Annotated in this window: 19 protein-coding genes; 12 read left to right on the forward strand and 7 right to left on the reverse strand. The window is 74.8% G+C overall.

Annotated features, from left to right (window positions below; translation table 11 throughout):
• Positions 1-3: 3 nt before the first annotated feature.
• Positions 4-1,128 (reverse strand): C40 family peptidase, encoded by a 1,125-nt coding sequence (locus tag ABZ621_RS06650; RefSeq protein ID WP_360601356.1) that lies wholly within the window; start codon positions 1,126-1,128, stop codon positions 4-6.
• A gap of 343 nt (positions 1,129-1,471) precedes the next feature.
• On the opposite strand from ABZ621_RS06650, the gene ABZ621_RS06655 reads away from it, so the two are divergent.
• Positions 1,472-1,825: a hypothetical protein gene (locus ABZ621_RS06655; protein ID WP_169088611.1), complete on the forward strand. Its 354-nt coding sequence runs from the start codon at positions 1,472-1,474 to the stop codon at positions 1,823-1,825.
• A gap of 112 nt (positions 1,826-1,937) precedes the next feature.
• Positions 1,938-4,418 carry a DNA helicase PcrA gene (pcrA, locus tag ABZ621_RS06660; protein WP_360601358.1) on the forward strand — a complete coding sequence of 827 codons (2,481 nt, stop codon included), beginning with the start codon at positions 1,938-1,940 and terminating at the stop codon, positions 4,416-4,418.
• 70 nt (positions 4,419-4,488) lie between these two features.
• Here pcrA and ABZ621_RS06665 read toward each other — a convergent pair whose 3' ends face one another.
• The gene (locus tag ABZ621_RS06665) at positions 4,489-5,988 is read right to left on the reverse strand and encodes a M23 family metallopeptidase (protein WP_360601360.1); all 1,500 of its coding nucleotides are present in this window, start codon (positions 5,986-5,988) and stop codon (positions 4,489-4,491) included.
• A gap of 242 nt (positions 5,989-6,230) precedes the next feature.
• Positions 6,231-7,028, reverse strand: a complete 798-nt coding sequence (locus ABZ621_RS06670) for an alpha/beta fold hydrolase (RefSeq protein WP_360601362.1) — start codon at positions 7,026-7,028, stop codon at positions 6,231-6,233.
• Between the two features lie 299 nt (positions 7,029-7,327).
• Between ABZ621_RS06670 and ABZ621_RS06675 the strand changes: the two genes are divergently transcribed.
• Entirely contained in the window at positions 7,328-7,735 is a 408-nt protein-coding gene (locus ABZ621_RS06675; protein WP_169088618.1) for a cobalamin B12-binding domain-containing protein, read from the forward strand.
• 79 nt (positions 7,736-7,814) lie between these two features.
• On the opposite strand, the gene ABZ621_RS06680 is transcribed toward ABZ621_RS06675, so the two are convergent.
• Both ABZ621_RS06680 and ABZ621_RS06685 read right to left on the reverse strand, forming a co-directional pair.
• The gene (locus ABZ621_RS06680; RefSeq protein ID WP_360601364.1) at positions 7,815-9,461 is read right to left on the reverse strand and encodes a DUF5691 domain-containing protein; all 1,647 of its coding nucleotides are present in this window, start codon (positions 9,459-9,461) and stop codon (positions 7,815-7,817) included.
• 155 nt (positions 9,462-9,616) lie between these two features.
• A complete protein-coding gene (locus ABZ621_RS06685) occupies positions 9,617-10,921 on the reverse strand; it encodes an SWIM zinc finger family protein (protein ID WP_360601366.1) in 1,305 nt (434 codons plus the stop codon).
• Between the two features lie 169 nt (positions 10,922-11,090).
• Here ABZ621_RS06685 and ABZ621_RS06690 point away from each other — a divergent pair, with 169 nt between their 5' ends.
• The 6 genes from ABZ621_RS06690 to sucD all read left to right on the forward strand — a co-directional run bounded on the left by ABZ621_RS06690 (position 11,091) and on the right by sucD (position 18,698).
• Complete coding sequence (locus tag ABZ621_RS06690) at positions 11,091-11,504, forward strand: MmpS family transport accessory protein (RefSeq protein ID WP_360601368.1); 414 nt, start codon at positions 11,091-11,093, stop codon at positions 11,502-11,504.
• 107 nt (positions 11,505-11,611) lie between these two features.
• Positions 11,612-12,769, forward strand: coding sequence for an AAA family ATPase (locus tag ABZ621_RS06695; RefSeq protein ID WP_360601370.1), 1,158 nt, complete (start codon positions 11,612-11,614; stop codon positions 12,767-12,769).
• Complete coding sequence (locus ABZ621_RS06700) at positions 12,766-15,072, forward strand: DUF5682 family protein (protein WP_360601372.1); 2,307 nt, start codon at positions 12,766-12,768, stop codon at positions 15,070-15,072. The genes ABZ621_RS06695 and ABZ621_RS06700 overlap by 4 nt, the downstream gene beginning before the upstream one ends.
• A complete protein-coding gene (locus ABZ621_RS06705; RefSeq protein WP_360601374.1) occupies positions 15,069-16,214 on the forward strand; it encodes a VWA domain-containing protein in 1,146 nt (381 codons plus the stop codon). Before ABZ621_RS06700 ends, ABZ621_RS06705 begins: the two co-directional genes overlap by 4 nt.
• Positions 16,215-16,613: 399 nt before the next feature.
• The gene (gene sucC / locus ABZ621_RS06710; RefSeq protein WP_360601376.1) at positions 16,614-17,792 is read left to right on the forward strand and encodes an ADP-forming succinate--CoA ligase subunit beta; all 1,179 of its coding nucleotides are present in this window, start codon (positions 16,614-16,616) and stop codon (positions 17,790-17,792) included.
• Between the two features lie 21 nt (positions 17,793-17,813).
• The gene (sucD, locus tag ABZ621_RS06715) at positions 17,814-18,698 is read left to right on the forward strand and encodes a succinate--CoA ligase subunit alpha (RefSeq protein ID WP_360601378.1); all 885 of its coding nucleotides are present in this window, start codon (positions 17,814-17,816) and stop codon (positions 18,696-18,698) included.
• Between the two features lie 96 nt (positions 18,699-18,794).
• Here the strand turns inward: sucD and ABZ621_RS06720 are convergent, their stop codons facing one another.
• The gene (locus ABZ621_RS06720; protein ID WP_360601380.1) at positions 18,795-20,090 is read right to left on the reverse strand and encodes a helix-turn-helix domain-containing protein; all 1,296 of its coding nucleotides are present in this window, start codon (positions 20,088-20,090) and stop codon (positions 18,795-18,797) included.
• 120 nt (positions 20,091-20,210) lie between these two features.
• On the opposite strand from ABZ621_RS06720, the gene ABZ621_RS06725 reads away from it, so the two are divergent.
• Positions 20,211-21,695 (forward strand): DUF6350 family protein, encoded by a 1,485-nt coding sequence (locus ABZ621_RS06725; RefSeq protein WP_360601382.1) that lies wholly within the window; start codon positions 20,211-20,213, stop codon positions 21,693-21,695.
• 34 nt (positions 21,696-21,729) lie between these two features.
• Here the strand turns inward: ABZ621_RS06725 and ABZ621_RS06730 are convergent, their stop codons facing one another.
• Entirely contained in the window at positions 21,730-22,509 is a 780-nt protein-coding gene (locus ABZ621_RS06730) for a hypothetical protein (RefSeq protein ID WP_360601384.1), read from the reverse strand.
• Between the two features lie 218 nt (positions 22,510-22,727).
• On the opposite strand from ABZ621_RS06730, the gene purN reads away from it, so the two are divergent.
• Positions 22,728-23,357 carry a phosphoribosylglycinamide formyltransferase gene (gene purN / locus ABZ621_RS06735; protein ID WP_360601386.1) on the forward strand — a complete coding sequence of 210 codons (630 nt, stop codon included), beginning with the start codon at positions 22,728-22,730 and terminating at the stop codon, positions 23,355-23,357.
• Positions 23,338-24,897 (forward strand): bifunctional phosphoribosylaminoimidazolecarboxamide formyltransferase/IMP cyclohydrolase, encoded by a 1,560-nt coding sequence (gene purH / locus ABZ621_RS06740; protein ID WP_360601388.1) that lies wholly within the window; start codon positions 23,338-23,340, stop codon positions 24,895-24,897. The genes purN and purH overlap by 20 nt, the downstream gene beginning before the upstream one ends.
• Positions 24,898-24,916: the final 19 nt, after the last annotated feature.

Below are 24,916 nucleotides of genomic sequence, written 5' to 3' on the forward strand. Positions count from 1 at the left end.
CTCTCAGGCGACACGGGTGGCGCCCGCGAAGGGCATCTCGTCGATCGGCGCGATCCGGACGGGGGCGCCGGGCCGGGGCGCGTGGATCATCTGGCCGCCGCCGATGTAGAGGCCCACGTGGCTGATCCCCGAGTAGAAGAAGACCAGGTCGCCCGGGGCCAGCTCGGAGCGGGAGACCCGGCGCCCGGCGTTGATCTGGGTGTACGTGGTGCGGGGCAGGGAGACTCCGGCGGCGCGCCAGGCGGCCTGGGTGAGCCCCGAGCAGTCGTAGGCCGAGGGGCCGGTGGCGCCCCAGACGTACGGCTTGCCGAGCTGGGCGCGGGCGAAGGAGAGGGCGGCCGAGGCGCGGCCGGTGGCCGGAGCGGAGGCGGAGGCGGCGGCGGGGGTGGTTCCGGCCGAGGCGGCCGTGGTCCGGTCGCCGGAGGAGAGGTCCGCCCGGGCCGTGGCGCCGCCCCCGGAGGCCCTGGGGGTGGTGCGGGCGGCGACGGCGGCCTCGTACCGGGCGCGTTCCTCGGCGGTGAGGCGGGCGAGCAGGCGGCGGGCGGCGGCGAGCTTGTCGAGGACGGTGGCCTTCTGCCGGCGCAGTTCGGCCTCGTGGCCGCGCAGGGCGGTGAGCCGGTCGGCGGACTCGGCGCGCAGCTGGGCGAGTCCGGCGATCTCCCGGCGTACGGCGGTGATCGCGGCGGCCTGGCGGTCGCCGGCCTTCTGGACGAGGGCGGCCCGCTCCAGGTAGTCGTCCGGGTCCGAGGTGAGGGCGAGCTGGACGGCCGGGTCGAGGCCGCCGGAGCGGTACTGGGCCGCGGCGACGGCGCCGAGGCTGTGGCGGGCGGTGTTCAGCCGCTCGGTGCGGCGGGCGGCCTCGTCGCGGAGCCGGTCGTAGGAGACGCGGGCGGCGTCGGCCCGTTCCTTCGCGCCGTTGTACCGCTCGGTGGCGACCTCGGCCTCCTGATAGAGGCGGTCGACCTCGGTCCTGACCTGGGCGGGGGTGCGGCCGGGGCCGGCCGGGTCGGCGTGCCCGGAGCCCTCGAAGAGGGTCGCGGTGGCCGCGGAGGCGAGGGCGAGCGTGGCGGCCGTGCGGGCCGCGGGGCGGCCGAGCGGGAACGGCCTGGGTTTTCGGTGCGCTGCCACGAGGGCGGGTCACATCCTCTGCCTGTGGGGGACGGTGCCGGCCGGGGCCGGCGGCGGACCGCACAGGGGAGACGGGCCGCCGCCGGGGTTCTCCGGCGGGTGGCAGGCACCGCCGGGTGGACCGGCGGGGTGGGGCGCCGACCACCTGGGGCAGGACGCTAGACCCGGCCGTCACGCCCCGGCCGGGGTTTGACCGCTATTGGCGTCGGATGACCCCCGGGGACCGTTCTCTTTCGCCGGCGCGGGCGGTCGGTGGAGGTTTCCGTGGGGCGGGCGACCGAAGCGCGGGAGTGGGTGGACCCGGCCGGAGAGCGGTGCTAGGGGCACGGTTAGGCTCCGCCCCATGGACGTCCTCATCAATGTCTTCGTCGCGCTGCACATCATCGGCATCGCCTCCCTCCTGGGCGGTTTCCTCACCCAGATGAAGGCGATCGGGGCCGGTACGGCCCGCTTCACGCCCGCCATGCTGCACGGCGCGCTGACCATGCTGGTCACCGGCGTCGCGCTCGTCGGCCTCAACCAGGCCGACGACCAGACGGTCAACAACCTCAAGATCGGCATCAAGCTGGCGATCCTCGTGGTGATCCTCGGCATCGTCTACGTCAAGCGCGACGACGAGACGGCCGACAAGGGCCTCTTCGCCGCCGTCGGCGGCCTGACCACGGCGAACATCTTCATCGCGACCCTCTGGGTGTGATTCCGGACCCCCGGGGAGCGGCCTCCGGCGGGGCCGGGGTGCGGGCCGTCACGCCCGCGACCTGACGAAGGCGGGACCGGATGTCGGTGCGGCGTCCTAGACTCGTGAGGCGATGAGCAGCCTCTTTGACGACAGCTTCCTGGCCGGCCTCCAGTCCCACTCCCCGGAGGACGCCCCGCCCCCGCCCGAGGACGACGAGCACGGCGCCCCGGCGGAGGAGGTTCCGCACGACCTGTTCGGGGAGCACTTCGACGCGCCCCCGCCCCGCGACCCGTACTACCGGGACGGCGCCCACCGCCCGGCCGTGGACCCGGCCGCCCTCCTGGAGGGGCTCAACGAGCAGCAGCGGGCCGCCGTCGTCCACACGGGTTCCCCGCTGCTCATCGTGGCCGGCGCGGGCTCCGGCAAGACCCGGGTCCTCACCCACCGCATCGCCCACCTCCTGGGCACGCGGCACGTGCACCCCGGCCAGATACTGGCGATCACCTTCACCAACAAGGCCGCCGGCGAGATGAAGGAGCGCGTCGAGCAGCTCGTCGGCCCGCGGGCCAACGCGATGTGGGTGATGACCTTCCACAGCGCCTGCGTCCGCATCCTGCGCCGCGAGAGCAAGCGGCTCGGCTTCACCTCCTCCTTCTCGATCTACGACGCCGCCGACTCCAAGCGCCTGATGGCGCTGGTCTGCCGCGACCTGGACCTCGACCCGAAGAAGTTCCCGCCGAAGTCCTTCAGCGCCAAGATCTCCAACCTGAAGAACGAGCTGATCGACGAGGAGACCTTCGCCGACCAGGCCGCCGACGGCTTCGAGAAGACGCTGGCCGAGGCGTACCGGATGTACCAGGCGCGCCTGCGCGAGGCGAACGCGCTGGACTTCGACGACATCATCATGACGACGGTCCACCTGCTCCAGGCGTTCCCGGACGTCGCCGAGCACTACCGGCGCCGCTTCCGCCACGTCCTCGTCGACGAGTACCAGGACACCAACCACGCCCAGTACACCCTGGTGCGCGAGCTGGTCGGCACCGGCTACGAGGACCTCGGCCCGGCCGAGCTGTGCGTCGTCGGCGACGCCGACCAGTCGATCTACGCCTTCCGCGGCGCGACGATCCGCAACATCCTCCAGTTCGAGGAGGACTACCCGGACGCGACGACGATCCTCCTGGAGCAGAACTACCGCTCCACCCAGACGATCCTCTCGGCCGCCAACGCGGTCATCGAGCGCAACGAGTCCCGCCGCCCCAAGAACCTGTGGACCAACGCCGGCGCGGGCGCCCAGATCACCGGCTACGTCGCGGACACCGAGCACGACGAGGCCCAGTTCGTCGCCGACGAGATCGACCGGCTCACCGACAAGGGCGAGGCGAAGGCCGGCGACGTGGCGGTCTTCTACCGGACCAACGCCCAGTCCCGCGTCTTCGAAGAGATCTTCATCCGCGTCGGCCTGCCCTACAAGGTCGTCGGCGGCGTGCGCTTCTACGAGCGCAAGGAGGTCCGGGACGTCCTCGCCTACCTGCGCGTCCTCGCCAACCCCGAGGACAACGTCCCGCTGCGCCGGATCCTCAACGTCCCCAAGCGGGGCATCGGCGAGCGCGCCGAGGCGATGATCGACGCCCTCTCGCTCCGCGAGAAGATCACCTTCCCGCAGGCCCTCAAGCGGGTCGACGAGGCCTACGGCATGGCCGCCCGCTCGGCCAACGCCGTGAAGCGGTTCAACGTCCTCATGGACGAGCTGCGCACCATCGCCGAGTCCGGCGCGGGCCCCGCCGTCGTCCTGGAGGCCGTCCTGGAGCGGACCGGCTACCTCGCCGAGCTCCAGGCCTCCACCGACCCGCAGGACGAGACCCGGATCGAGAACCTCCAGGAGCTCGCCGCGGTGGCCCTGGAGTTCGAGCAGGAGCGCGGGGAGTCCGGCGGACAGGAAGGGGCCGGCGCGGGCACGCTCGCCGAGTTCCTGGAGAGGGTCGCGCTCGTCGCCGACTCCGACCAGATCCCCGACGAGGACGAGGAGGGTTCCGGCGTCATCACGCTGATGACCCTGCACACCGCGAAGGGCCTGGAGTTCCCGGTGGTCTTCCTCACCGGCATGGAGGACGGCGTCTTCCCGCACATGCGCGCCCTCGGCCAGACGAAGGAGCTGGAGGAGGAGCGGCGCCTGGCGTACGTGGGCATCACCCGCGCCCGCGAGCGGCTGTACCTCACGCGCTCGTCGATGCGCAGCGCCTGGGGCCAGCCCTCGTACAACCCGGCCTCCCGCTTCCTGGAGGAGATCCCGCCCGCGTACCTGGAGTGGAAGCGGACCGGGCCGGTGGCGAAGCCCGCCGGGCCGACGTCGGGGATCGCCTCCTCGCTGACGGCCTCGCTCTCCTCCTCCCGCGCCCGCTCCGGTCCGTCCGGCTTCGCGACGCGCCGCGCGGGCTCGGACAAGCCGGTGGTCTCGCTGACGGTCGGCGACCGGGTCACGCACGACCAGTTCGGTCTGGGCACCGTCCTGGCGGTGACGGGCGAGGGCGACAAGGCCCAGGCGACGATCGACTTCGGCGACGAGAAGCCGAAGCGGCTGGTGCTGCGGTACGCGCCGGTCGAGAAGCTGTAGCGAGCGGTACGGCGGTACGCGTCGGGGCCCGGTCCACTGGACCGGGCCCCGACGCGTGCGTGTGCGCGCCTCAGCTCGTGGGGTCGAGGCCCTTGTTGCGGAGCCAGGTCAGCGGGTCGATCGCGGAGCCGCCGCCGGGCCGGACCTCGAAGTGGAGGTGCGGGCCGGTGGAGTTGCCGGAGTTGCCGGAGTAGGCGATGACGTCGCCGGCCTTGACCTGGCCCCAGCGGATCTTGGTGCTGCTGAGGTGGCAGTACCAGGTCTCGGTGCCGTCGGCGGCGGTCACGATCGCCATGTTGCCGTAGGCGGGGTTCCACTGGGTGCGGACGGTGCCGTCGGTCGCGGCCATGACGGGGGTGCCGTACTGCACGGGGAAGTCGATGCCGGTGTGCAGGGACATCCAGTTGACGCCGGACTGGCCGTAGCGGGCGCTGAGCTGGTGCAGCTTCACCGGAAGCATGAACTTGGGGCGCATGGCCTCCTTGCGGGCCGCTTCCTCCTCGCGCTTCTTCTTCTCGGCGGCCTGGCGGGCCTTGAGGTCGATGCGCTCCTGGGTGCGGCTGGCGCGGTCGCCGAAGTCGCGGACGTCGGCGTCGAGGGCGCTGAGCTGGGTGTCGAGCGCGGTGTTGGCCGCCATCTGCTTCACGGCGGCCGGGTCGGCGGCGGCGAGCGCGGTGGTGTCCTTCTGCTTCGGGCTCTCGGTGCCGCCGGTGAGCCCGCCGACGGAGGCGGCCGCGATCCCGGCCACGCCCATGACGCAGGCGGAGGGGACGGCGACGGTCAGCAGCGCGGAACGCTTGGCGGGGGTACGCCGCCGGGCGCGGCTGCCGCCGGAGGAGCGGCGGACGGGGCGGGCAGCGGCGGCGTCGGTACGGACCTCGGCGACGGGCTCGTGGGCCTCGGGAGCCTCGTCGGCGTAGCCATGCTCGGTCTCGTACGCCGTCTCGGGCTCGTACGCGCCCTCGGTCTCGTACGCGCCCTCGGTCTCGTACGCCGGCTCCGGCTCGTACACCGGCTCCGGCTCCGGGGCCGGCTCGTAGGCGAACTCGAACTCGGCGGTGTGGTCGATCTGTTCGGCCGCGGGGACGTACTGCTGGGGGACGACCGGCTCGACCTGCTCCGCCGCCTGGTTCCAGGCGGTGGCGTCGTACGCGCCGGTGTCGGTCGCGAAGGCGGGGGCGGCCCACTGGCCGGTGACGTCGTACGCCTCCTGGCCGTACGCGCCCTGCGCCGCGTAGGCGCCGGAGTGCAGGGTCTCGTACTGGCCGGTGTGCTGGGCCTCGGTCCAGGCGGAGGCGTCCCACTGGCCCGTCGTGTCGTACGGCTGGTGCTGCCCGTACGCGTCCTGTGCCGCGTAGGCGTCCGGGGCGGTGTTCCACTGGCCGGTGGTGTTCCACTGGCCCGTCGTGTCGTACGCGCCGGCGGCGGCGTACTGCCCGAGGTCCCACTGGCCGCTGTGGCCGGCCTGACCGGCGTCGGACCAGGCCCCGAAGAGCGGGTCGGCCGCGAAGCCGCCGGTGAGGTGGGCGCCGTCTCCGGCGTACCCGGCGTGGGGGTGCTGGTCGTTCACCAACGTCTCTCTCGCCTCGGCAGCAGGACCAGTCCGGGGCGGGCCCGACAGGGGGTGTCCCGGGGGGAAGCAGTGGCGCGACTGTACCCGGCGGTACACGGGGCCGACAATCTTCGGAGGGGTCGGACGGCGCAGGAAACGGGCAATCGGCAGTGTTTCGCCAGCTCGTGCACAGACCTTTGGCCTTGTGTTCGAGGAACGTTCGAAGAACGGGCCGGGGGTGTCGCCGTCGACTGGCGACTTCAAGCCACAGAGGAAGCCCCTTCGGCCGTTCCCTCCTCCATCCCCTCGCCCGCGTCGAGGGCCCTGAGGATCCCGGACGCCACCGTCGGGTGCACCGGCAGCGCCAGATGGCCGATGCCGCTCACCCGCACGTTGTGCACCAGCAGGTCGGGGTGGTCGAGGCGGGCCGTCTCCACCGGCACCATGATCCGGTCCAGGTCGCTCCAGAAGCTGACGAACCGCGTCCGGCAGCCCGGCGCCGGCGCGGCCAGCTCCCGCAGCACCTCCGACCCCGGGCGCATCTGCCGCACCAGCGGGTGCGCGTCGGCGAGCGGCGCCGCCACGGACGTGCCCGCGTGCGGGGTGCCGAGGGTGACCACGGTCCGCACCCGCGCGTCACCGTCGAGACGCTGTACGTAATAACGGGCGACGAGCCCGCCCAGACTGTGGCCCACCAGGTCCACCTCGGTCCGGCCGGTGCGCGCCAGCACGGCCTCGATCCGCCGCCCCAGGGCCTCGGCGGCGGTCCGCAGGTCCCCCATGAGCGGCGAGTAGTCCAGGGGCACCACGTGGTGACGGCCGTGCCGGGCGAGCGCGCGGCGCAGCAGCAGGAAGACGGAGCGGTTGTCGACGAAGCCGTGCAGCAGCACCACCGGACGGCCGCCGTCACCCGCGAGGGGGACGGGGGCGTCGTCCGGGCCCGCGGCGGCGAGGCGCTCCGGGACGATTCCGGACGGATAGAGGACGAGACGGCCGGTGAGGACCGCGGCCTCCAGCGTGGTGGCCTTCAACAGGGCGGTGACCTTGGCGAGCTCCATCGCCGACCTCCCGTGCGGCGCCCGGGGCGCGATACGCCGGGACGCCGGGGTCCCGCGCCGCACGGACGACGGCACGGGACCCCGGCGACCGGCGTCGCGGCTCCTTGCGCGACCGGCCCCGCGGGCGGCTGGAGGGCCCAGGAGGGGGGCCCGGAGCGGGGCAGGCCGCGGAACGAACGTGTCCCACGTGTGATTTCCCCCTCGCCGGGCACCGCGAAACGGCCCGTTGCGGGATGCTGTCGATAACGTTCGTTCACCTCCCCGGCACAGACGCGCGGGGGTCGCATGTGGAGGCAGTGATGGGTGTGACCGGTCCGATCCGCGTGGTCGTCGCCAAGCCGGGTCTCGACGGCCACGATCGTGGGGCCAAGGTCATCGCGCGGGCCCTGCGCGACGCCGGCATGGAGGTGATCTACACCGGGCTGCACCAGACGCCCGAGCAGATCGTCGACACCGCGATCCAGGAGGACGCCGACGCGATCGGCCTCTCGATCCTCTCGGGCGCGCACAACACGCTCTTCGTCAAGGTCATCGAGCTCCTCAAGGAGCGCGACGCGGAGGACATCAAGGTCTTCGGCGGCGGCATCATCCCCGACGCGGACATCCCGCCGCTCAAGGAGAAGGGCGTCGCGGAGATCTTCACCCCGGGCGCCACGACCGCGTCGATCGTCGACTGGGTCAACGCCAACGTACGCGTGGCCGCCTGACGGCCGCGCGCGCCGTACGCACCGGACGGCCGGGGGCCCCCTCCGACGGGCTCCCGGCCGTCCGTCCTCCCGTGTGTCCTCACGCGGCGGGCCGGGCCGGCGCGCCGTCCAGTTCGGCGCGCATGCGGGCGCGCAGGTCGAGCGTGGCCACCAGGCGCTGGAACGCCTCGGACCAGTAGGCGCCCGCGCCCGGAGAGGCGTCCTCCGCCTCCCGGACCGCCGCCGCCGGCGAGGCCAGACGGCCGGCCGCGGCGGGGGAGAGGCAGCGCTCAGCGAGCCCCATCACCCCGCTGAAACTCCACGGATAGCTGCCCGCGTCCCGGGCGGTGTCCAGGGCGTCGATCACCGCCTCGCCCAGCGGCTCCGCCCACGGCACCGTGCACACCCCGAGCAGCTGGAAGGCCTCGGACAGGCCGTGCGCCGCCACGAACGCCGCCACCCAGCCGGCCCGCTCCGCCGGGCCGAGCGTCGACAGCAGCTGCGCCCGCTCGGCCAGCGACGAGGTGCCGGGGCCCGTCGCGGGCGGCGTCGAAGGGGCGCCGAGCAGCGCCCGCGACCAGGCCGCGTCCCGCTGGCGCACCGCCGCCCGGCACCAGGCCGCGTGCAGCTCCGGCTGCCAGTCGTCGGCGACCGGCAGCGCCACGATCTCCTCCGGGGACCGCCCGCCGAACCGGGCCGGCCAGCAGCTCAGCGGGGCGGCCTCCACCAGCCGGCCCAGCCACCAGGACCGCTCGCCCCGGCCCGCCGGGGGCACCGCGGCCACGCCGTCCCGCCGCATCTCCTCGTCGCACTCGTGCGGGGCCTCCACGACGACCGTCGGCACGGGCGCCGTCCGGTCCAGGCCCACGCAGGTGAGCGCCCGTCCCGCCATGCGGCCCGAGAGCGCGGAGTCCGGGAGCGCGGAGAGCAGTTCGGCGGCGGTCGCGCGGACGTTGCGGCTGCGGTCGGCGAGGGCGGCCTCCAGGAACTCCTCGTCGGCCGGCGACAGACCGGAGCGCAGCGAGTCCAGGAACATCAGCCGGTCCTCGGCCCGTTCGCCGGACCAGGTCGTGGCGAGCAGGGCCCGTCCCGCGGCCGGATCCTTCGCCCGTACGGCTCCGAGGAGGGCGACCCGCTCGGCGAACAGGCCCTCCTCCCACAGCTTCCGCACCGCCTCGGCGTCCCCGGGGTCCGGCAGGGCGCCGCCGGCCCCGGCGCCGCGCAGCGCGAACCGCCACTCCGGGTTGAACCGGGCCAGCCACAGCCCGCGCGGTCCGGCGAACGCCAGGGCCTGCGGGCGCAGATCGGTACGGGCCCTGGCCGCGTCGAGCAGGGCCGGCAGGGAGGCCGGCGGCGCCCGGTAGCCGCGCTCGCCGGCCAGCGCCAGCCACTGCGGAAGCAGTTCGGCGAGGTCCGGCGCCGTGCCGCGGCGGCCGGCGGCGGGGGTGGCCCCCCGGCCCGCGAGCAGGCCGTCGAGGCGGCGGCGGGCCGCTTCGGGCAGCGCGGGGCGGGGGTCGTGCGGCGCGGGTTCGGGGCGTACGGCGGCGGGGCCGGGGCGGAGGCCTGCGCGGCGGCGGAGGGTGTGGCGGGCGGCGGCGTCGAGCAGGGTGGCGGCGGCCTCGGGCCCGCGTGCGGCCGCGGGCGGGCGGCGGTCGGTGCCCAGGAGGGCGGCGGAGACCAGGCGCTCCCAGTCGGTGTCTGTCGTCGTCACGGTGTGCGCCTCTCGGTGAGGGGGCTGATCCGGCATCGGTACGGCGGCGTGCCCGGGGCTCGGGTTCCGGTGCGGGGGCCCGGGCGCGGCCGAGCGCGCCGTTCCGCGTGCCCACCCGTTCCTCCCCCAAGGACTTCGTCCAGGGGGACCCCCAAGCGGAACGCCTGCCCGCACGGTGGGGGCGGAGCCGCTCAGGTCAGGGGGACCGGGTCCCCCGGCGTTTCCTGGGACCAGGCCGTCAGGGGGGTGAAGCCCCGGGGGCCGCATTCGCCGAAGACCGTCAGGGGGGCGCCGCCCGACAGGGCCAGGAGGCGCCAGAGGGCGGGGCGGTCCGGGGTCGTCAGGGGGAGGGCCTCGTGGCCGTCGGCGTCGGCGAGCTGCCAGCCGTACTCCGCCGGGGCGGGGACGACCTGGCCGAGCGTCACCGGCCAGGACTCCAGCCAGGGGTCCTCGCGCAGGGCGCGGCCGTACGCGTCGAGGGCCTCGCCGACCCCTCCGCCCGGCGGCGGAGCGGCCGGACCGGGGGCGGGGACCAGCTCGCCGGGGTCCGCGCGGAGCTGCCCGGCGCCCGCGTGCGGGGTCAGTTCGCCGTCCAGCAGGGCGCCGACCGGCAGGGCGAGGGAGGGTGCGCGGCCCGCCGCGCCGAACGAGAGCAGCAGGGCCGTGCGACCCCCGGCCGTGCCGTACAGCCAGATGCGACGGGTCGTCAGCCGGCCGTCCCCGGTGTCGTGCCGGGAGAGGACCAGCCAGCGGTCCCTCACCGCCGGGCCGGCCGGGACGGACGGGAGGCCGACCCGGGTCCGTACCGTGGCCGCGAGAGCGGCGGGCAGCCGGTCGGCGGCCAGCCACGCGCGGTCCAGGAGGTGGGCGAGCGCGCACTCCTCCAGGAGCCGCACCGGCCAGCCCGGGCCCGAGCCCGGTATCGCGCCGAGCTCGCGGACGCGGGCCGCGAGTCCGGGCGCCTGCGCGTCGACCATGCGGGCCGCGGTCTCCTCCCACAGGCCGTACCCCTGGCGGCCGGCCGCCGCGAGACCGCCGCGCACCAGGTCCGCGAGCCGCCGCTCCAGCTCCTCCGCGCCCGCCGTCACCCGGGCCGCCCGGCGCTCGGCCCGGCGGCGGGCCGCCTCGGGGTCGGCCGGTGCCGCCCCCGGCGCCGGGCGCGGCGCGAGCCGGCGGGAGGCCCAGCCGGGCGGTTCGGCCCCGTCCGGCACGGCCGGGTCGCCCGCCGCCCAGAGCAGCAGCAGACCGAGCGCGTGTTTGCAGGGGGACCTGCGGCTCGGGCAGGAGCACGCGTACACGGGCCCCTTGGTGTCCACGACCGTGCGGTACGGCGTGCGGCCGCTGCCCGCGCACTGCCCCCAGACGACCCCGTCGCGGCCGCCCGCGCCGCTCCACGGGCCGGCCGTGCCGAGCCCGCCGCCCGCTCTGCGCGACGCCTCGTCAGGAGCCAGTGCCCGCACCTGCTCAACCGTCCAGCGCGTCCCCGTCGCATTCATGTACCTGACGGTATTCTCCGCCACTGACAACGCAGTTGACCTGGGGATTCACCGTCGGAGGAGGACCCCGGCGACACCTTGGTTTTACCGGTCCTTTACGGTGCTGTGCGAGCTCGCGCGAACCAGCGTGAGCCCTTCGACCGCACCACCGTGCAGGGGGAGTACCACCATGAACCGCACCGTCCGCACCGCCGTCTCGGCCCTCGCCGTCGCCGGCCTCGCGTTCGGGCTCGGGGCCTGTTCAGAAGCGGCCGACAAGGCCGCCGACCAGGTCGACAAGGCCGTCACCGAAAGCTACGAGGTGACCTACGAGGTCACCGGCTCGGCCGTGGAGTCGATCGAGTACCACGCCGGCGACGGCACCGCGATGCAGCCGCAGGTCGAGAGCGACAAGAAGCCCGCCGTGCCGTGGACCAGGACCGTGAAGCTGCACGGCATCATGCCGCCCGCCGTCATGCCCGTCTCGACCAAGCCCGCCGACCTCACCTGCAAGGTCGTCTACCAGGGCAAGGTCATCAAGGAGGCCAAGGGCGAGCAGGCCATGTCCGGCGGCTGCGTCGCCGTCTCCCCGGTCTTCAACTGACCGCCGAAACCCCTTCATCGCGCCGCTGACCTGCGGCGCAAGCCGATTGTCAGTGGCGTGGTGCACCGTGGATCGCACAGCAGGTCGAACGATCTGGAGGGGGATCCATGACCGTGCCCGCAACCACCGACGAGCGGCCCGGCGCCGGTGCCGTGACGGACACCGGCCCGGGCCGCCCGGGGCCCGCCGAGGCCCTGCGGCCCCACGCCGAACACGCCTTCGCCCATGAGCTCGCCGCGCTCGCCGCCGCCGACGACCGCCCCCGGCCCGCCCGCTGGCGCCTCTCTCCCTGGGCCGTCGCCACCTACCTCCTCGGCGGCACGCTCCCCGACGGCACCGTGATCACACCCAAGTACGTCGGCCCCCGGCGCATCGTCGAGGTCGCCGTCACCACGCTCGCCACCGACCGGGCGCTGCTCCTCCTCGGTGTCCCCGGCACCGCCAAGACCTGGGTCTCCGAGCACCTCGCCGCCGCCGTCAGCGGCGACTCCACCCTCCTCGTGCAGGGCACCGCCGGCACCCCCGAGGAAGCCATCCGGTACGGCTGGAACTACGCCCGGCTGCTCGCCGAGGGCCCCAGCCGCGCCGCGCTCGTCCCCAGCCCCGTCATGCGCGCCATGGAGCGCGGGGCGACCGCCCGCGTCGAGGAGCTGACCCGCGTCCCCGCCGACGTGCAGGACACGCTCATCACGATCCTGTCCGAGAAGACCCTGCCCGTCCCCGAACTCGGCGAGGAGGTCCAGGCCGTCCCCGGCTTCAACCTCATCGCCACCGCCAACGACCGCGACCGGGGCGTCAACGAGCTGTCCAGCGCGCTCCGGCGCCGCTTCAACACCGTCGTGCTGCCGCTGCCCGCCACCCCCGAGGACGAGGTGGACATCGTCGCCCGCCGGGTCGAGCAGCTGGGCCGCTCCCTCGAACTGCCCGCCCCGCCCGAGGGCGTCGAGGAGATCCGGCGGGTCGTCACCGTCTTCCGCGAGCTGCGCGACGGCGTCACCGCCGACGGCCGCACCAGGCTCAAGTCCCCCTCGGGGACCCTCTCCACCGCCGAGGCCATCTCCGTCGTCACCGGCGGCCTCGCGCTCGCCGCCCACTTCGGGGACGGCGTGCTGCGCCCCTCGGACGTCGCCGCCGGCATCCTCGGCGCCGTCGTCCGCGACCCGGCGGCCGACCGGGTCGTCTGGCAGGAGTACCTGGAGACGGTGGTGAGAGAGCGCGACGGCTGGAAGGACTTCTACCGCGCCTGCCGCGAGGTGAGCGCATGACCGCCCTCGCCGCGGCGCCCGCGGAGCTCCGGGCGCGCGCGACGGCCCGGCCGCTGCTGCTCGGGGTCCGGCACCACGGGCCCGGCTCCGCGCGCGGGGTGGCCGCCGCCCTGGACGCGGCCCGGCCCGACGCGGTCCTGATCGAGGGCCCCGCCGAGGCCGACGCGCTGGCCGCGCTCGCCGCCGACCCGGAGATGCGGCCGCCCGTCGCCCTCCTCGCCCACGCCGTCGACGACCCCGGCCGGGCCGCCTTCTGGCCCTTCGCGGCCTTCTCGCCCGAGTGGACCGCGCTGCGCTGGGCCCTCGGCCACGGAGTCCCCGTCCGCTTCGTCGACCTGCCCGCCGCCCACACCCTCGCCGCCGACCCCACCTGGGGCGACGGCGAGGACGAGGCGGACGGCTCCGCCCGCGTCGACCCCCTCGCCGCACTCGCCCGGGCCGCCGGCCGTGAGGACCCCGAGCAGTGGTGGGAGGACGTCGTCGAACTCCGCGGCGACAGCGACCCCCTCGTCCCCTTCGAGGCCCTCGCCGAGGCCATGACCGCCCTGCGCGAGCGGTACGGGCACGGCGGCCGGCCGCGCGACCTGGTCCGCGAGGCCCACATGCGGCTGAAGCTGCGCGCCGCCCGCAAGGAGTTCGGGGACGCCGTCGCCGTCGTCTGCGGCGCCTGGCACGTCCCCGCCCTCGCCCGCCGCACCACCGTCACCGCCGACCGCGCCCTCCTCAAGGGCCTGCCCAAGGCGAAGGCCGAGCTGACCTGGGTCCCCTGGACCCACCGCCGGCTCGCCCGCCGCTCCGGATACGGCGCCGGGATCGAGTCCCCCGGCTGGTACGGCCACCTCTTCGCCGCCCCCGACCGGCCCGTCGAGCGGTGGATGACCAAGGTCGCGGGCCTCCTCAGGGAGGCCGACCACCCCGTCTCCCCCGCCCACGTCATCGAGGCCGTGCGCCTCGCCGAGACCCTCGCCGCCCTGCGCGGCCGGCCGCGCCCCGGCCTCGCCGAGACCACCGACGCCATCAGGGCCGTCCTCTGCGAGGGCTCCGACGTGCCGCTCGCCCTCGTCAGGGACCGGCTCGTCGTCGGCGACGCCCTCGGCGAGGTCCCGGCCGCCGCGCCCGCCGTCCCGCTCCAGCGCGACCTCGACCGGCTCCGCCGGAGCCTCCGCCTCAAACCCGAGGCCGAGGAGCGCGAGCTCGACCTCGACCTGCGCGGCGACACCGACGCCGCCCGCAGCCGCCTCCTCCACCGGCTCCGGCTCCTCGGCGTCGACTGGGGCCTGCCCGCCGCCGGCCGCACCGGCACCGGCACCTTCCGCGAGTCCTGGCGGCTGCGCTGGCAGCCCGAACTGCACGTCAGGGTCGCCGAGGCCGGTGTCTGGGGCACCACCGTCGAGGCGGCCGCCACGGCCCGGGCCGAGTCCCTGGCCCTCACCGCGGCCGGCCTCGGCGAGATCACCGGCCTCGCCGAGCGCTGCCTCCTCGGCGGCCTCACCGACGCCCTCCCCGCCGTCCTCGGCGCCCTCGCCGAGCGGGCCGCCCTCGACACCGACGTGGCCCACCTCGCCGACGCCCTCCCGGCCCTCGCCCGCGCCCTGCGCTACGGCGACGTGCGCGGCACCGACACCGCCGCCCTCGCCGACGTCGCCACCGGCCTGGCCGAGCGGATCCGCGTCGGCCTCCCGCCCGCCTGCGCCGGGCTCGACGCGGACGCCGCCGACCGCATGCGCGAGCGCCTGGACGCCGTCCACACCGCGATCGCCCTCCTGCCCGACCCGGCGCCGGCCGACGACCCGGCCGCCCTCGCCTCCCGCTGGGCCGGCGCCCTGCGCCGGCTCGCCGACGGGGAGCGGGTGCCCGGCGTCGTCCGGGGCCGCGCCGTGCGGATCCTCCTCGACGAGGGGCGGCTCGGTGACGACGGGACGGCGCGGCTCATGGGCCTCGCCCTCTCGCCCGGCACCCCGCCCGCCGACGCCGCCGCCTGGATCGACGGCTTCGTCGGCGGCCCCGGCGGCGGGCTGCTGCTCGTCCACGACGAGCGCCTCCTCGCCCTCCTGGACGGCTGGCTCACCGGCGTACCGGCCGAGGCGTTCACCGCCGTGCTGCCGCTGCTGCGGCGCACCTTCGGGGCGTACGAGCCGGGGGTGCGGCGGACCCTCGGCGAGCTCGTCGCCCGGGGACCCGAGGCCCCCGGTCCCGGCTCCGCCGCCCTCGTCCCCGGCTTCGCCGCCGCCCTCGACGAGGAGCGGGCCGACGGCGTCCTCCCCCTGCTCGCCCTCGTCCTCGGCACGGAGGTCCCCGCATGAGCACCCGCACCCCCACGGCGGACGAGCGGCTGCGCCGCTGGCGGCTCGTCCTGGGCGGCGGCGCCGGCATGCCGGGCCGCGCCCCGACCGGCGCCGACGCCGGCATGGACGCCGCGCTCGCCGCCCTCTACGACACCGGGGACGGCGGGGAGCGCAGGGGCGGGCTCGGCGGCTCCGCGCCCTCCGTCGCCCGCTGGCTCGGCGACATCCGCGGCTACTTCCCCGCCTCCGTCGTGCAGGTCATGCAGCGGGACGCCATCGAGCGGCTCGGGCTCGCCACGCTCCTCCTGGAGCCGGAGATGCTGGAGGCCGTCGAGCCCGACGTCCACCTCGTCGGCACCCTGCTGTCGCTGAACAAGGCGCTGCCGGAGACCACCCGGGAGACCGCACGGGCCGTCGTCCGCAGAGTCGTCGACGACCTGGAGGCCCGGCTCTCGGCGCGCACCCGGGCGACCGTCACCGGCGCCCTCGACCGCTCGGCCCGGATCAGCCGCCCCCGCCACCGGGACATCGACTGGGACCGCACCCTGCGGGCCAACCTCAAGCACTACCTCCCCGAGCACCGCACGGTCGTCCCCGAGCGGCTGATCGGCCACGGCCGCACCTCCCGGGCGGTCCGCAAGGAGATCGTGCTCTGCGTCGACCAGTCGGGCTCGATGGCCGCCTCCGTCGTGTACGCCTCCGTCTTCGGCGCCGTCCTCGCCTCGCTCCGGGCCGTCGCCACCCGGCTCGTCGTCTTCGACACCTCCGTCGTGGACCTCACCGACGCGCTCGACGACCCCGTCGACGTCCTCTTCGGCACCCGGCTCGGCGGCGGCACCGACATCAACCGCGCGCTCGCCTACTGCCAGTCGCGGATCACCCGCCCCGCCGACACCGTCGTCGTCCTCGTCAGCGACCTCTACGAGGGCGGCATCCGCGACGAGATGCTGAAGCGGGTCGCGGCGATGAAGGCGTCCGGGGTGCAGTTCGTCGCCCTGCTCGCGCTCTCCGACGAGGGCGCGCCCGCCTACGACCGGGAGCACGCCGCCGCGCTCGCCGCCCTCGGCGCCCCCGCCTTCGCCTGTACGCCCGATCTGTTCCCGGAGGTGATGGCCGCCGCCCTGGAGAAGCGGCCGCTGCCGATACCCGACACCGTCTGAGCCCGGTCCCGTGCGGATTCCGTCGCCGCCCGGCCACCCGGACGGGCGCGCCGGGCCCCACTGAGGCCCATATCACATCAGCGGCCAGGTGGCCCTCACCCGGCGGACCGGCGTGGCGTGAGGGGGGCAAACCCCGCCCCCCGCCTGCCCGATGAGGACCGGGTGGGGGCCCCTCGATGCCCACGGACAGCCCGTTCGCCCCTACGTTCTGTGACCCGTATCACCGCTGGGTTGTGATCTGCGATTTAGGGACCAACGGCCCACGGGGATAACCTGCGGGACGGACATGCCGCGTCCACGGACACCGTGTACGCCTCCCTAGTGACAGCGCAGTCACGTTGCCCTTCGCGGCACGCCCACGCAGACAACGAACCGCGATCATCTAGAAAAGGGACGCGCGTGGACCTGTTCGAGTACCAGGCGAGGGACCTCTTCGCCAAGCACGGTGTACCGGTGCTGGCCGGTGAAGTCATCGACACGCCTGAGGCGGCGCGCGAGGCCACCGAGCGTCTTGGCGGCAAGTCGGTCGTCAAGGCCCAGGTGAAGGTCGGCGGCCGCGGCAAGGCCGGCGGCGTCAAGCTCGCCGCCACCCCGGACGAGGCCGTCGCCCGCGCGACGGACATCCTGGGCATGGACATCAAGGGCCACACGGTCCACAAGGTGATGATCGCCGAGCTGTCCCCGGAGATCGAGGCCGAGTACTACGTCTCGTACCTCCTCGACCGCACCAACCGCACCTTCCTGGCCATGGCCTCGGTGCAGGGCGGCATGGACATCGAGGAGGTCGCGGAGAAGACCCCCGAGGCCCTCGCGAAGGTCCCGGTCAACGCCAACGACGGCGTCACGCTGGAGAAGGCCCGCGAGATCGTCGCCCAGGCGAAGTTCCCGGCCGAGGTCGCCGAGGGCGTCGCCGAGGTCCTGGTCACCCTGTGGGACACCTTCGTCGCCGAGGACGCCCTCCTCGTCGAGGTCAACCCGCTGGTCAAGACCAAGGACGGCCGCATCCTGGCCCTCGACGGCAAGGTCTCGCTCGACGAGAACGCCGACTTCCGCCAGCCGGAGCACGAGGCCCTGGAGGACAAGGCCGCGGCCAACCCGCTGGAGGCCGCCGCCAAGGCCAAGGGCCTCAACTACGTCAAGCTGGACGGCGAGGTCGGCATCATCGGCAACGGCGCCGGTCTGGTCATGTCGACCCTGGACGTCGTCGCGTACGCCGGTGAGAACCACGGCGGCGTGAAGCCGGCCAACTTCCTCGACATCGGCGGCGGCGCCTCCGCCGAGGTCATGGCGAACGGCCTGGAGATCATCCTCGGCGACGCGGACGTCAAGTCCGTGTTCGTCAACGTCTTCGGCGGCATCACCGCCTGTGACGAGGTCGCCAACGGCATCGTGCAGGCCCTGGAGCTCCTCGCCTCGAAGGGCGAAGAGGTCAACAAGCCGCTCGTCGTCCGTCTCGACGGCAACAACGCGGAGCTGGGTCGCAAGATCCTGTCGGACGCCAACCACCCGCTCGTGCAGCGTGTGGACACCATGGACGGCGCGGCCGACAAGGCCGCCGAGCTCGCGGCCGCGAAGTAAGGGAAGAGGGACAGAACAGCCATGGCTATCTTCCTCAACAAGGACAGCAAGGTCATCGTCCAGGGCATGACCGGTGCCACGGGCATGAAGCACACCAAGCTCATGCTGGGTGACGGCACCAACATCGTCGGCGGCGTGAACCCGCGCAAGGCCGGCACCAAGGTCGACTTCGACGGCACCGAGGTCCCCGTCTTCGGCTCCGTCGCCGAGGCCATGAAGGAGACCGGCGCCAACGTCTCGGTCCTCTTCGTGCCGCCGGCCTTCGCCAAGGCCGCCGTCGTCGAGGCGATCGACGCCGAGATCCCCCTCGCCGTCGTCATCACCGAGGGCATCGCCGTCCACGACTCCGCCGCGTTCTACGCGTACGCCGTGGAGAAGGGCAACAAGACCCGCCTCATCGGCCCGAACTGCCCCGGTCTCATCACCCCGGGCCAGTCCAACGCCGGCATCATCCCGGGCGACATCACCAAGCCGGGCCGCATCGGCCTGGTCTCGAAGTCCGGCACGCTGACGTACCAGATGATGTACGAGCTCCGTGACATCGGCTTCTCGTCCGCCGTCGGCATCGGTGGCGACCCGGTCATCGGCACCACGCACATCGACGCCCTCGCGGCCTTCGAGGCGGACCCCGACACCGACCTGATCGTCATGATCGGCGAGATCGGCGGCGACGCCGAGGAGCGTGCGGCCGACTTCATCAAGGCCAACGTCACCAAGCCGGTCGTCGGCTACGTCGCGGGCTTCACCGCCCCCGAGGGCAAGACCATGGGCCACGCCGGCGCCATCGTCTCCGGCTCCTCCGGCACCGCCGCGGCGAAGAAGGAGGCCCTGGAGGCCGCCGGTGTGAAGGTCGGCAAGACCCCCACCGAGACCGCCAAGCTGGCGCGCGCCATCCTCGCGGGCTGAGGAACGGCACCGCACAGGCCGTAAGCGCGTGGGCCCCGTCCCTCCGGGAGACCGGAAGGGCGGGGCCCACGCGCGTACCCGGGGGGAGTCCGCCGGCTACTCGGCGGTCGGGATCAGCCGCTCGGGACCCGGATTCGGCTCGGAGCGCAGCCGGTCGCGCAGCTCCACGTCCTCCTGGCCGAGCTTCTGCGGCCCGCCGCGCACCGGCACGCCGTTGACGGTCTGGCCCGGCGCGACGTCCGGGATGTAGCGGGTCGGCGCCGTCGCCGCCGTCAGGGCGGTGACGCACACCAGGACCGCCGTCGCCCCGACCACCGTCCGGGTCAACCGCCGGGTCCGCCGCTCGCTGCCGCCGCGGACCGAGCGGGCCCCCGGCAGCGTCGCCGTCGGGGCCTCCGCGACCAGCGCGGCGAGCCGCCGCTGGAGCGCCTCGGGCTCGGCCAGTTCGGGCACCCGCCGGCCGATCTCGGCGTGCGCGTACAGCAGCCGGTTCGCGGCGGCCGGGGTGCTCGCCTCCGTCTCGGCGGCCGTCTCGGGCAGATCGAGCCCGAGCCCGTCGTAGAGCAGGACGGTACGGCGGTACGGCGCCGGCAGATCGAGCAGCGCGCCGAGCAGCGCCCGCCGCCCGGCCTCGGTCGGCGGGGCGTCGGGATGCCGGTGGGCGCGGCGCAGCCGGTGCCAGGGCGAGAGGGCGTACTCGTACGCCGCCGCCCGCACCCAGCCGACCGGGTCGGCGTCCGTGGCCACCTCGGGCCAGTGCTCCCAGGCGTGCCGGAAGGCGTGCTCGACGGCCTCCCGGGAGAGCTGCCGGCGCCCGGTCAGCAGATACGCCTGGTGGACGAGGCCGGGGGCCGCGTACCCGTACAGCGCGTCGAACGCCTCCTCGGGCGTGAGCCCGGGCACGGGCGCGACGGGCTCCTCCGGCGGTTGTACCTGCTCCGGTTTCTTGCGCTGCTCGGGCCGGGAGGGGGACTTCGGGGGCTTGGCGGCCCGTTTGACGGCGGCCTTGGGCCGCACGTTGGCGGGCGGGGGAGTGGGCGCGGGAGCCGGTTTCCCGGCGGCGGGACCCGGGGTCTCCTTCGAAACGGTGTCCGAAGCGGTGTCCGAAGCGGTCTCCGCGACGGCGTCCCGAACGGCGTCCGCGACGGCGTCCGGAACGGTGTCCGGCGCGCCGTCGAGCAGCTTCGCGTACGCCTCGCGCTTGCGGCCGCGCGGGGCGGAGCGGCCGGTCTCCCAGGCCTTGACGGTGGCCTTCGTGACGCCCATCGCCTCGGCGACCTGCTCCTCGCTCAGGGAGAGCGCCTCGCGCAGCCGGCGCCGCTCCTTCGGTGTCGGCAGCGCGGTGGCGGTGGAGGGGGGCGCGGTGTCGCCGCCCCGGCTCGTCTGGCTCATCGGTGTCGACCTCCCGCAGAGCACCTCTGGGCGGAAAAGTACATAAACGTATCTTGAGCGACACAACGGATGTTTGCCTGTTACGCCGCGAAAGCGCGTGTCGTTGGCAGCATGGCCCCCGTGACCCACCTGACCGAGCACTCCCTGGTCCAGGGCGGGCGTTCCGCCGCGTTCGCCACCGCCTGCGTCCGCGGCGGGGTCGCCGCCGGACTCGGCGTCGGCGCGCTCGCGGTCCTGGTGATCGTGGCCTGGATCAGCTCGCCCTTCCCCGACAGCGGCGCCGGCGGCGCCCTCCACCTCGCCGCCGGGCTCTGGCTGCTCGCCCACGGCGTGGACCTGATCCGCACCGACACCCTCGGCGGACTCCCCGCGCCGCTGGGCATCGTGCCGCTGCTGCCGTCCGTGCTGCCGGTCTGGCTGCTCTACCGGACCGCCCGGTCCACCCTCGACCCCGCCGACGAGAACCGTCCGAGGCCTTCGCCGGCCGGCGCGCTCGGCGCGGTGTCCGGGGGATATCTGCTGGTCGCGGCCGTGATCGTGGTCTACAGCGCGAGCGGCCCGCTCCCCGCCGACCTCGTCACCGCCGGCCTGTGGCTGCCCGGTGTCGTCCTCGGCGCGACCGGCGCGGGCGTCTGGACGGCACTGGGGCGGCCCCTGCCGGGCCGGGAGGAGACCGCCGCGGCGCTGCGCGGGGCGGCCACCGGACTGGTGACGCTGCTCGCGGGCGGCGCGGTCCTCGCCGGGACCGCGCTGGTCTGGCGCGCGGGCGCGGCGCGGGCCTCGTACGAGGGAATCGCGGGGGAGTGGTCCGGACGGGTGGCGCTGGCGCTGCTCCTCCTCGCGCTGCTGCCGAACGCCGCCGTGTGGGCCGCCGCGTACGGGCTCGGCCCCGGCTTCGCCCTCGGCACGGGCGCGCTCGCGACCCCGCTCGGCCTCGTCGGCGACCCCGCGGTGCCGCCCTTCCCGCTCCTGGCGGCGCTGCCGCCGCAGGGGCCCGGCGGCTGGCCGCAGTGGGCGGCGGCGGCCGTGCCGCTGCTCGCGGCGGTGGCCCTCGGCCGCTCGGTGGGCCGTTCCACCGGCACCGGCCCCACCCGGGAGACGGCCCTCGCGGCGCTGGGCGCGGCCTGGGCGTCCGGGGCGGCGGTCGCCGTCCTCGCGGGCGCGGCCGGCGGCCCGCTGGGCTCGGGCCGGCTGCTCGCCTTCGGCCCGGTGTGGTGGCAGGCGGGCGCGGCGGCGGTGCTGTGGGGCGTCGCCGTCGGCCTGCCGACGGCGCTGACGGTACGGGCCTGGGGCCGCCGGGTACCCCGCCCGAAGCAGCCGAAGGAACCGAAGCCGCCGAAGGCCTCGAAGCCGGCCAAGCAGGCCAAGTCGGCCAAGGAGGCCAAGGCCGCGGCATCGGAACCGGCCCTGGCGGCCGTCACCGCGCCCGCGCCCGCCCCCGGCTTCCCCCACGAGGACGCCGACGAGGAGGACGAGGGCTACGTCCCGTACGACTACTTCCCCGCCTCCTGGGAGACGCCCCTCCACACGGAACTGCCCCCGCCCACCGGACTGCCCCCGCACGTGGAACCGCCCCGGCCGTCGGGGACGACCGGGGCGGAGTGACCGGAGGGGGAGGAGCCGGAGGCCGGGCGCCTGGCTAGTCGCGCACCCCGAACCCGTCCCGCAGCGGCTTGGGCAGCAGGTCGTTGCAGGCGACCGCGCCCGCGTGGGTGAGGGCGTCGTCCCGGCACTCGTAGAAGTCCTTGTAGACCAGCTGCATCGTGAAGCCGAAGCCCACGATCAGCAGGGCCACGGACGAGGCCACCAGGCCGCTGATCGCCGCCGTCCGCATCGAGCGGGCCGCGTTCGGGGTGCCCGGCGCCGCGGACGGCTGTCCCGAGGGCTGGGACGCGTCCTGTGATTCCGGCGACACCCGCGCCGCGGTCTCCGTCGCCGCCTTCGGCTTGGCGCGCAGCGAGCTGACCGCCCAGTACAGCGAGAGCGCGCCGAGCAGCAGGGCCAGCTCCGGGATGTCGAAGATCGCGAAGAAGAAGGCCCACATGCCGCCGAGGACCGCGTACCGCGCGCGCCGCTGCGCCGGGTCCGTGGGGTCCCAGCGCAGTCCGGGCCGCTCGGGTCCGGAGCCGCCCTGACCGCCCTGGCGGTCGGCCCCGCGCTCCGGGCCGCGCCCGAAGCCGGCCGAGGACCGGCCCGGCTGGCGCGGGCTCCAGCGCCCGTCGGCGCCGCCCGTCACGGGCGACGAGGAGCCCGCGTCGTCGCCGTCCGAGCCGTCGGCGCCGCCCGAAGCGCCCGATCCGTCCGGGCCGCCGGAGCCTGCGGAACCGTCCGGCCGGCGCGGCTGCCACGGCTGGTCGGGAGTGCCCTCGGGCGGCGGGGCGAACGGGTTGTTGTCGTTCGTGGACTGGCGATCCGGCATCTGCTGGACGTCTTCCCTCTGTCGTCGTGACCGCTTCGCACCGGGCGGCGTGACCGGCGTCGGACCCTGACGCTACCCCCCTGCTCCGCCCCCGTCCCGTGGGGGCCGTCCGGTGTGCCGGTATCGTTGCTGACGGTCGAGCCATTCGTAGGGTTCCCCGTATAGACGGGCACGATTCGTTCGTAGGACCGCACAAACACCACGGAAAGAGTGACCCTGTGGCTGCCGCCCGCCTTGTCGTCCTGGTCTCCGGGTCCGGTACCAACCTCCAGGCCCTGCTCGACGGCATCGCCGCCGACCCCGAGGGCTACGGCGCGGAGATCGTCGCCGTCGGCGCCGACCGCGAGGCCATCGCCGGTCTGGAGCGGGCCGAGCGGGCCGGGATCCCCACCTTCGTGTGCCGGGTGAAGGACCACGCGAGCCGCGAGGAGTGGGACCGCGCCCTGGCCCAGGCCACCGCCGCGTACGCACCGGACCTCGTCGTCTCGGCCGGGTTCATGAAGATCCTCGGCAAGGAGTTCCTCGCCCGCTTCGGCGGCCGGGTCGTCAACACCCACCCGGCGCTCCTCCCCAGTTTTCCCGGTGCCCACGGGGTGCGTGACGCGCTCGCCCACGGCGTGAAGGTCACCGGGTGCACCGTCCACTTCGTCGACGACGGCGTCGACACCGGCCCGATCATCGCCCAGGGCGCGGTCGAGGTCCGGGAGTCGGACGATGAAGCCGCTCTGCACGAGCGCATCAAGGAAGTCGAGCGCTCGCTGCTCGTCGACGTCGTGGGGCGTCTCGCCCGGCACGGCTACCGCATTGAGGGACGAAAGGTTCAGATCGGTGAACACGGACACCGTTAAGCCCATCCGCCGCGCGCTGGTCAGCGTCTACGACAAGACCGGTCTGGAGGAGCTGGCGCGCGGTCTGCACGAGGCCGGTGTCGAGCTCGTCTCCACCGGCTCCACCGCCGGGAAGATCGCCGCCGCCGGCGTCCCGGTCACCAAGGTCGAGGAGCTCACCGGCTTCCCCGAGTGCCTGGACGGCCGCGTCAAGACGCTGCACCCGCGCGTGCACGCCGGCATCCTCGCCGACCTGCGCCTGGAGTCGCACCGCGAGCAGCTCGCCGAGCTCGGCGTGGAGCCCTTCGACCTGGTCGTCGTGAACCTCTACCCGTTCCGCGAGACCGTCGCCTCCGGCGCCACCCCGGACGAGTGCGTCGAGCAGATCGACATCGGCGGCCCGTCGATGGTCCGCGCCGCCGCCAAGAACCACCCGTCGGTCGCCATCGTCACCAGCCCCGACCGGTACGCGGACGTGCTCGCCGCCGTCCAGGCCGGCGGCTTCGACCTGACCGCCCGCAAGCGGCTCGCCGGCGAGGCCTTCCAGCACACCGCCGCGTACGACGTGGCCGTCGCCTCCTGGTTCGCCGACGACTACGCCGCCGCCGACGACTCGGGCTTCCCCGACTTCCTGGGCGCCACCTACGCGCGCAAGAACGTCCTGCGCTACGGCGAGAACCCGCACCAGGGCGCCGCGCTCTACGTCGACGGCACGGGCGGCCTCGCCGAGGCCGAGCAGCTGCACGGCAAGGAGATGTCGTACAACAACTACACGGACACCGACGCCGCGCGCCGGGCCGCGTACGACCACGCCGAGCCCTGCGTCGCGATCATCAAGCACGCCAACCCGTGCGGCATCGCGGTCGGCGCCGACGTCGCCGAGGCCCACCGCAAGGCCCACGCCTGCGACCCGCTGTCCGCCTTCGGCGGCGTCATCGCCGTCAACCGCCCGGTCTCCGTGGAGATGGCCGAGCAGGTCGCCGAGATCTTCACCGAGGTCATCGTCGCCCCGGCGTACGAGGACGGCGCCGTCGAGGTCCTCGCCAAGAAGAAGAACATCCGCGTGCTGCGCGCCGAGGGCGCCCCCAGCAACCCGGTCGAGGTCAAGCCCGTCGACGGCGGCGCCCTCCTCCAGGTCACCGACCGCCTCCAGGCCGAGGGCGACGACCCGGCGAACTGGACCCTGGCCACCGGCGACGCCCTCTCCGAGGCCGAGCTCGCCGAGCTCGCCTTCGCCTGGAAGGCCTGCCGCGCGGTCAAGTCCAACGCGATCCTCCTCGCCAAGGACGGCGCCTCCGTCGGCGTCGGCATGGGCCAGGTCAACCGCGTCGACTCCGCCAAGCTCGCCGTCGAGCGGGCCGGCGAGGAGCGCGCCCGCGGTGCGTACGCGGCCTCCGACGCCTTCTTCCCCTTCCCCGACGGCCTGGAGATCCTCACCGCGGCCGGCGTCAAGGCGGTCGTCCAGCCCGGCGGCTCGATGCGCGACGAGCTCGTCGTCGAGGCCGCGAAGAAGGCCGGCGTGACGATGTACTTCACCGGCACCCGCCACTTCTTCCACTGACGGGGCACGGGCTCCGGGA

Origin of the sequence: Streptomyces sp. NPDC007863 (assembly GCF_040633895.1) — a bacterium.
Classification (GTDB): Bacteria; Actinomycetota; Actinomycetes; order Streptomycetales; family Streptomycetaceae; genus Streptomyces.